Origin of the sequence: Shinella sumterensis (assembly GCF_004514425.2) — a bacterium.
GTDB classification, from domain to species: Bacteria; Pseudomonadota; Alphaproteobacteria; order Rhizobiales; family Rhizobiaceae; genus Shinella; species Shinella sumterensis.
Window position 1 is genome coordinate 678,385 of record NZ_MYFN02000002.1, and the last position, 6,527, is coordinate 684,911.

The 6,527-nt window shown below is 65.2% G+C and carries 5 protein-coding genes; all 5 read right to left on the minus strand.

Annotation, left to right across the window (positions count from 1 at the left end; genetic code table 11):
• Window positions 1–88 precede the first annotated feature (88 nt).
• The gene (locus B5M41_RS07070) at window positions 89–1,516 is read right to left on the minus strand and encodes a gamma-aminobutyraldehyde dehydrogenase (protein WP_134647230.1); all 1,428 of its coding nucleotides are present in this window, start codon (window positions 1,514–1,516) and stop codon (window positions 89–91) included.
• 116 nt (window positions 1,517–1,632) lie between these two features.
• Window positions 1,633–2,448, minus strand: a complete 816-nt coding sequence (locus tag B5M41_RS07075; protein WP_134647232.1) for an ABC transporter permease — start codon at window positions 2,446–2,448, stop codon at window positions 1,633–1,635.
• Complete coding sequence (locus tag B5M41_RS07080) at window positions 2,438–3,388, minus strand: ABC transporter permease (protein WP_134647234.1); 951 nt, start codon at window positions 3,386–3,388, stop codon at window positions 2,438–2,440. Before B5M41_RS07080 ends, B5M41_RS07075 begins: the two co-directional genes overlap by 11 nt.
• Window positions 3,388–4,380, minus strand: coding sequence for an ABC transporter ATP-binding protein (locus tag B5M41_RS07085; RefSeq protein WP_134647236.1), 993 nt, complete (start codon window positions 4,378–4,380; stop codon window positions 3,388–3,390). Before B5M41_RS07085 ends, B5M41_RS07080 begins: the two co-directional genes overlap by 1 nt.
• Window positions 4,381–4,701: 321 nt before the next feature.
• Window positions 4,702–5,862 carry an ABC transporter substrate-binding protein gene (locus B5M41_RS07090; RefSeq protein ID WP_134647238.1) on the minus strand — a complete coding sequence of 387 codons (1,161 nt, stop codon included), beginning with the start codon at window positions 5,860–5,862 and terminating at the stop codon, window positions 4,702–4,704.
• Window positions 5,863–6,527 lie beyond the last annotated feature (665 nt).

Sequence of the window (6,527 nt, forward strand, 5' to 3'; positions counted from 1 at the left end):
GATGACGAAAGAGACGCTTTTGGACTTTGTCAGATGTCTGTCTGCCCGGCAGGCCAGAGAGTGATCAAGCTATGCCCCCCTCTCGACCTCACCCGTGATTGATCATCACATGCCGAACGGCCGTATAGTCCTCCAGCGCATAGATCGACATGTCCTTGCCGTAGCCCGACTGCTTGACGCCGCCGTGCGGCATCTCGTTGGTCAGCATGAAGTGCGTGTTGATCCAGGTGCAGCCATATTGCAGGCGCGAGGCCGAGGTCATCGCCTTGCCGATGTCCTTCGTCCAGACGGAGGAGGCGAGGCCGTAGTCGCTGTCGTTCGCCCAGGTGATCGCCTGGTCGGCATCGGAGAAGCGCGTGACGGAGACGACGGGGCCGAACACCTCGCGGCGGACGATCTCGTCCTCCTGGGTGGCGCCGGCCACCACCGTCGGCTGGAAGAAGAAGCCGTCGTCGCTGCCGGCGTGGCCGCCGGTGGTGATCTCGATATGCTTCACGTCGGAGGCGCGTTCCACGAAGCTCGCCACGCGGTCGCGCTGGCGGCGCGAGATCAGCGGGCCGATCTCGTTCAGCGTGTCGTCGGGGTCGTTGTACCTGATGGTGGAGACGGCGGCGGAGAGGTCGGCGACCAGCTTCTCGTAGATGCCGTCCTGCGCATAGATGCGGCAGGCGGCCGTGCAGTCCTGGCCCGCATTGTAGTAGCCGAAGGCGCGCACGCCCGCGACGACCGCTTCCAGATCGGCATCGTCGAACACGACGACCGGCGCCTTGCCGCCGAGCTCCAGATGGGTGCGCTTCACGGTCTTGGCGGCGGCGGTCAGCACCTTCTTGCCGGTGGCGATGTCGCCGGTGATCGAGACCATGTTGATCTTGGGGTGATTGATCAGCGTGTTGCCCACCGTCTCGCCGCGGCCGAGCACGATGTTGACCACGCCTTCCGGCAGGATATCGGCAAGCAGCTTCGCCATTTTCAGCGCCGTCAGCGGCGTCTGTTCGGAGGGCTTGAAGACGACGGTGTTGCCGCCGGCAATGGCGGGCGCGAGCTTCCAGGCCATCATCATCAGCGGATAGTTCCACGGCGCGATCGAACCGACGATGCCGATGGGGTCGCGGCGCACCATCGAGGTGAAGCCGGGCAGGTACTCGGCGGCAACCGGCGCCTGCAGCGAGCGGATGGCGCCGGCGAAGAAGCGCCAGCAGTCGACGATGGCGGGCAGCTCGTCGTTGCGGGCGGCGTTGATCGGCTTGCCGCAGTTCAGCGCCTCGAGTGCCGCGAAGGCGTCGGCATCCTTCTCGATGGCATCGGCGATCTTCAGGAGATAGGCGGAGCGCTCGCCGGGCGTCGTCTTCGCCCAGGAGACGAACGCCTTTTCGGCAGCGTCGACGGCGGCGTCGATCTGCGCGTGGGAGGCCTCCGGCAGGTCGACGATCTTGCCGCCGGTCTTCGGGTTCAGGATATGCTCTTCCGCCTCGGTGCCGGCTTCGAAACGCGCGCCGATCAGCATCTGGGTGTCCATGGCATGTTCTCCGTTGTTGACGGAGCGAATAGCGAATGGCGAGTAGCGAATAGGATTACCGGATATGCAGTCTGGAAGTCCCTATTCGCTATTCGCCACGCCCTGTTCGCTCAGATTCACTTCCCGCCGCCGGCGACCTGGTCGCCGTCGCGGGTGAGGTAGTAGGCGCCGAGGATCGGCAGGAAGGTGACGATGACGACGACCATGGCGACGACGTTGGTGACCGGGCGCTGGCGCGGCCGCACCAGTTCCTCCAGCATCCAGATCGGCAGGGTCGATTGCTGGCCGGCGGTAAAGGTCGTCACGATCACCTCGTCGAAGGACAGCGCGAAGGCGAGCATGCCGCCGGCCAGAAGTGCCGTGCCGATATTCGGCAGGATGATGTAGCGGAAGGTCTGGAAGCTGTCGGCGCCGAGATCCATCGAGGCCTCGATCAGCGAGCCGGAGACGCGCCGGAAGCGGGCCACCGCATTGTTGTAGACGACCACGACGCAGAAGGTCGCGTGGCCGAGCACGATGGTCCAGAAGGAGAAGGGGATTTCCGCAAAGGAGAAGGCCGAGCGCAGCGCGATGCCGGTGATGATGCCGGGCAGCGCGATGGGCAGGATGACGAGCAGCGAGATCGTCTCGCGGCCGAAGAACTTGGTGCGGGAAACGGCGGCGGCGCAGAGCGTGCCGAGCACCAGGGCGATCGCCGTCGAGATCGCGGCGACGCGCACGGAAAGCCCGAGTGCCTCCCACACGTCCGGCCGGTTCCAGGTGACCGCGAACCATTTGAGCGTCAGCCCCGGCGGCGGGAACTGGTAGCTCTTCTCCTCCGTCGTGAAGGCATAGAGGAAGATCAGCAGGATCGGCAGGTGCAGGAAGGCAAGGCCGGCGCCGGCGGCGATCTTCAGGCCGAGGGGTGCGGACGTGTTTCGGTCAGAGCGCATCGAAGGCTCCCTGTCGCTTGGCCATCCACAGATAGAGGCCCATGATGACGATCGGCACGACGGAGAAGGCGGCCGCCAGCGGGATGTTGCCGGCCGTGCCCTGCTGGGCATAGACCGCCTGGCCGATGAAGAGCCGCGACGAGCCGATGATCTGCGGGATGATGTAGTCGCCGAGCGTCAGCGAGAAGGTGAAGATCGAACCGGCGATGATGCCGGGCAGGGCCAGCGGAAACAGCACGAAGCGGAAGGTCTGCGCCGGGTTGCCGCCAAGATCGGCCGAGGCCTCGATCAGGTTGCCCGGCACGCGCTCCAGCGCCGCCTGGATCGGCAGGATCATGAAGGGCATCCAGACATAGATGAAGACGATGAAGGTGCCGGTATAGCTGATCGACAGCGAGGATCCGCCGACCACCGGCAGCGCCAGCCAGGCATCGAGCAGCCACAGCAGGTGCAGCTTGGCGAGGAACCAGGTGAGGATGCCCTCCTTCGCCAGGATCAGCTTCCAGGCATAGATCTTGACGAGGTAGCTCGACCACAGCGGCAGCATCACGCCGAGATAGAAGATCACCTTCCATTTTCCTCTGGCGTAGCGTGCCGCGTAATAGGCGATGGGGAAGGCGATGACGGCGGAGGCGAGGGTCACCATCACGGCCATGACGACGGTGCGCAGGATGATGTCGAAATTCGACGGGATGAGCAGCTGTCTGTAGGTGGAGAGCGTGAACTCGTAGTTGATCAGCCCGGAAAAGTCGTCGATCGAGAAGAAACTCTGCAACAGCAGCGCGATCAGCGAGCCGAGATAGATGATGCCGAGCCACAGAAGCGGCGGCGTCAGCATCAGGAGCAGCAGTATCCCGGGTTTGCGCCAGAAGAGGTCGGAGAGCCGGCCGGCAAGGCCGCCGCGGCGCGCGAGGATGGAGGTGTCGGCGACCGTGCTCATCACGCGCCATCCATCGTATGCAGGTCTTCCGGCAGGAAGGAGAGCGTGACCATCTCGCCCTGCGCGGGCACCGCGACGGCGGCGGGCAGCATGGCGGCGATGCGGGTGCCGTTGGCGTCGACCGTCACGCGGTTGGCGGCGCCGAGGAAGCTTGCGGCGGTCACGCGGCCGGAGACATGCTTGCGGCCGGGGCCGTCGCCGAGCGCGATCGCCTCGGGGCGCAGGCTGGCATGGTGGCGGCCGAAGCCGAGCATCTCGACGAAATCGGGCGGCAGCATGTTGGAGGAGCCGACGAAATCGGCGACGAAGCGCGTCGCCGGCCGCTTGTAGACCTCTTCCGGCGTGCCGAGCTGCTGGATCTTTCCGTCGTTGAACACGGCGATGCGGTCGGCCATGGAAAGCGCTTCGCCCTGGTCGTGGGTCACGAAGACGAAGGTGATGCCGAGCGATTTCTGCAGGGCCTTCAGCTCTTCCTGCATCTGCTCGCGCAGCTTGAGGTCGAGCGCGCCGAGCGGTTCGTCGAGCAGCAGCACGCGGGGGCGGTTGACCAGCGCGCGGGCGAGCGCCACGCGCTGCCGCTGGCCGCCGGAGAGCTGGCCGGGCCGGCGCGTGCCGTAGCCGGGCAGCTTCACCATGGCGAGCGCCTCTTCGGCGGCCTTCAGCCGTTCGGCCTTGCCGACACCCTTGACCATCAGCCCGTAGGCGACGTTTTCGAGGATCGAGAGATGCGGGAACAGCGCATAGTCCTGGAACACCGTGTTGACGTTGCGCCGGTAGGGCGGCACGCCCTCGGCCGTCTCGCCGAAGATCTCGATATGCCCCGCCGTCGGCTGCTCGAAACCGGCCATCAGGCGCAGGCAGGTCGTCTTGCCGGAGCCGGACGGACCGAGCATCGCGAAGAATTCCCCCTCGGCGATGGCGAGGTCCACGCTGTCGACGGCGCGCACGGCGCCGAAATGGCGGGACACTTGCTGGAACAGGACGGCGGTCATGGAGGCTCCCGGTGGTTTTGGACGATGGGCGAAACGTCCATCGCGTGGAGATCATGGGCAGGAAAACGGCGCAGCTATCCGATCTCCACAAGCGTTGGGGCGTGGCAAATGGAACTGAGAGGGCCGTTTTGCCTCCTTCTCCCCCGCGGGGAGAAGGTTGCGGCAGCGGGATGAGGGGTTGGCGCAGACGACCGACGTCGTGCAAGCCCCCTCATCCGACCCTTCGGGCCACCTTCTCCCCGCAGGGGAGAAGGAAAGAGCAGCATCGCCGTACCTCTTCAATCGCCCGCTTTTCGCGGAGGAGATCGAGAGAGGACGTGCTCACCGCCCGCCGATCACGCCGATATAATCGGAGACCCAGCGGTGGTAGGGCACGCATTCGCCCTGGCTTTCGCACTTGGAGACCGGCGTGCGCCAGAAGTGGATCTTGTCGAAGTTGTCGAAGCCGTTGGTCGCGCAGCCTTCGTCGGTGAGCAGCGCATTGCCCTTGCAGGCCGCAGGCACCGAAGGAACCGCGCCGAACCAGGCGGCGGCGTCGCCCTGCACCTTTGATGACAGCGAGTGTTCCATCCACATATAGGCGCAGTTCGGGTGCTGGCTTTCGGCATGCAGCATGGTCGTGTCCGACCAGCCCGTGACACCCTCTTCCGGGAAGGTCGAGGCGATCGGCTGGCCTTCGGCCTTCATCAGGTTGACCTGGAACGGCCAGGAGCCCGAGGCGACGACACCTTCGTTCTTGAAGTCGTCGATCTGGATCATGGCGTCGTGCCAGTAGCGGCCCACCAGCGTGCGCTGCACGCGCAGGAGGTCGAGCGCCGCCTTGTACTGGTCCTCGTTCAGCTCGTAGGGATCCTTGATGCCGAGTTCCGGCTTGTGCGCCATCAGGTACTGCGCGGCGTCGGCGATGTGGATCGGGCCGTCATAGGCCTGCACGCGGCCCTTGTTGGACTTGCCGTCCGGCAGCGTCATCTCCTCGAAGACGACCTTCCAGCTCTTCGGCGCCTCGCCCTTGAAGGCTTCCGTGTTGTACATCAGCACGTTCGGGCCCCAGAGATAGGGGGTGCCGTAATGCACGCCGTTCACCGTGTGCCACGGCGCGTTCTGCAGGCGCTCGTCGATGGTCTTCCAGCTCGGGATGAGGTCGGTGTTGATCGGCTGGACGCGCTTGCCGGCGACGAGCCGGAGCGAGGCGTCGCCGGAGGCCGTGACGAGGTCGAAGCCGCCTTCGTTCATCAGCGCGACCATCTCGTCGGATGTCGCGGCGGTCTTCACCGTCACCTTGCAGCTCGTCTTCTTTTCGAAGTCGGTGACCCAGTCATAGGCCTTGTCCGTCTCGCCGCGCTCGATATAGCCGGCCCAGGCGACGATCGATACCTCGCCTTCACCGGCTCCAAGCGCCTTCAGCGGCTCCTGGGCGACGGCGGATGTGACGAAGGCGAGCGAAAGGGTAAGCGCGGTGCAGGAATGCAGAAGTCGCGTCATGACAGTCTCCCGGTTTGGTCCGCATTCAGCGGTATTGTTCCCGGCGGAAAAGGTGCCGCGCTTTCGCCGCTTTCGCAAATTCATTAATCAGAATGTCGGTATCGGAAATTCCGAAATCGCTGAGGGGTACGCATTCGAGGTGATGGCATAGGAGGTGCGTGCGGAGCCATGGATCCTCGGGTCAAGCCCGAGGATGACGGAGGGGAGGCGTGGGTTTCCAGCCGGTGCAGCGGTGCGGCATGCAGGGCCGTCAGTTTGGCTCCGGCACATCTCTCCTGGCGTCATCCTCGGGCTTGACCCGAGGACCCACAGCCGCATGCGCCGCGGTCCTCACCGTCCCCCATCCGGGGACGTAAACGCATCGCATCCCCTGATTTTCCAACAAAATCCGCTTCCAATTTCCCCGCCTTCCCCAACCATGCCTACAATCCTCCCATCCCGCCCTCGGATACACCGCAAGGCGTTGCGGCGAGGCGGGGTCGGCGCGGGGCGTGGGGGGATGACGCGAAACCTCATGCACCGGGCCTGCGGAAAATGGTCTCCCTCCGGCGACACGGGGGAAGCGGCGGGATGTCGGACCGATCCTGTCGTTTCATGCCCCGAACGGCGCGCCGGGCGTGCCTGTGCGGCACACAAGGGGATCGGCATTGGCGGATGCGTCGGCA

Excerpts from the sequence above, each read along its gene's own strand:
- B5M41_RS07090 (WP_134647238.1), bottom strand. The coding sequence starts at position 5,862 with ATGACGCGACTTCTGCATTCCTGCACCGCGCTTACCCTTTCGCTCGCC.
- B5M41_RS07080 (WP_134647234.1), bottom strand. The coding sequence starts at position 3,388 with ATGAGCACGGTCGCCGACACCTCCATCCTCGCGCGCCGCGGCGGCCTT.
- B5M41_RS07070 (WP_134647230.1), bottom strand. The coding sequence starts at position 1,516 with ATGGACACCCAGATGCTGATCGGCGCGCGTTTCGAAGCCGGCACCGAG.
- B5M41_RS07075 (WP_134647232.1), bottom strand. The coding sequence starts at position 2,448 with ATGCGCTCTGACCGAAACACGTCCGCACCCCTCGGCCTGAAGATCGCC.
- B5M41_RS07085 (WP_134647236.1), bottom strand. The coding sequence starts at position 4,380 with ATGACCGCCGTCCTGTTCCAGCAAGTGTCCCGCCATTTCGGCGCCGTG.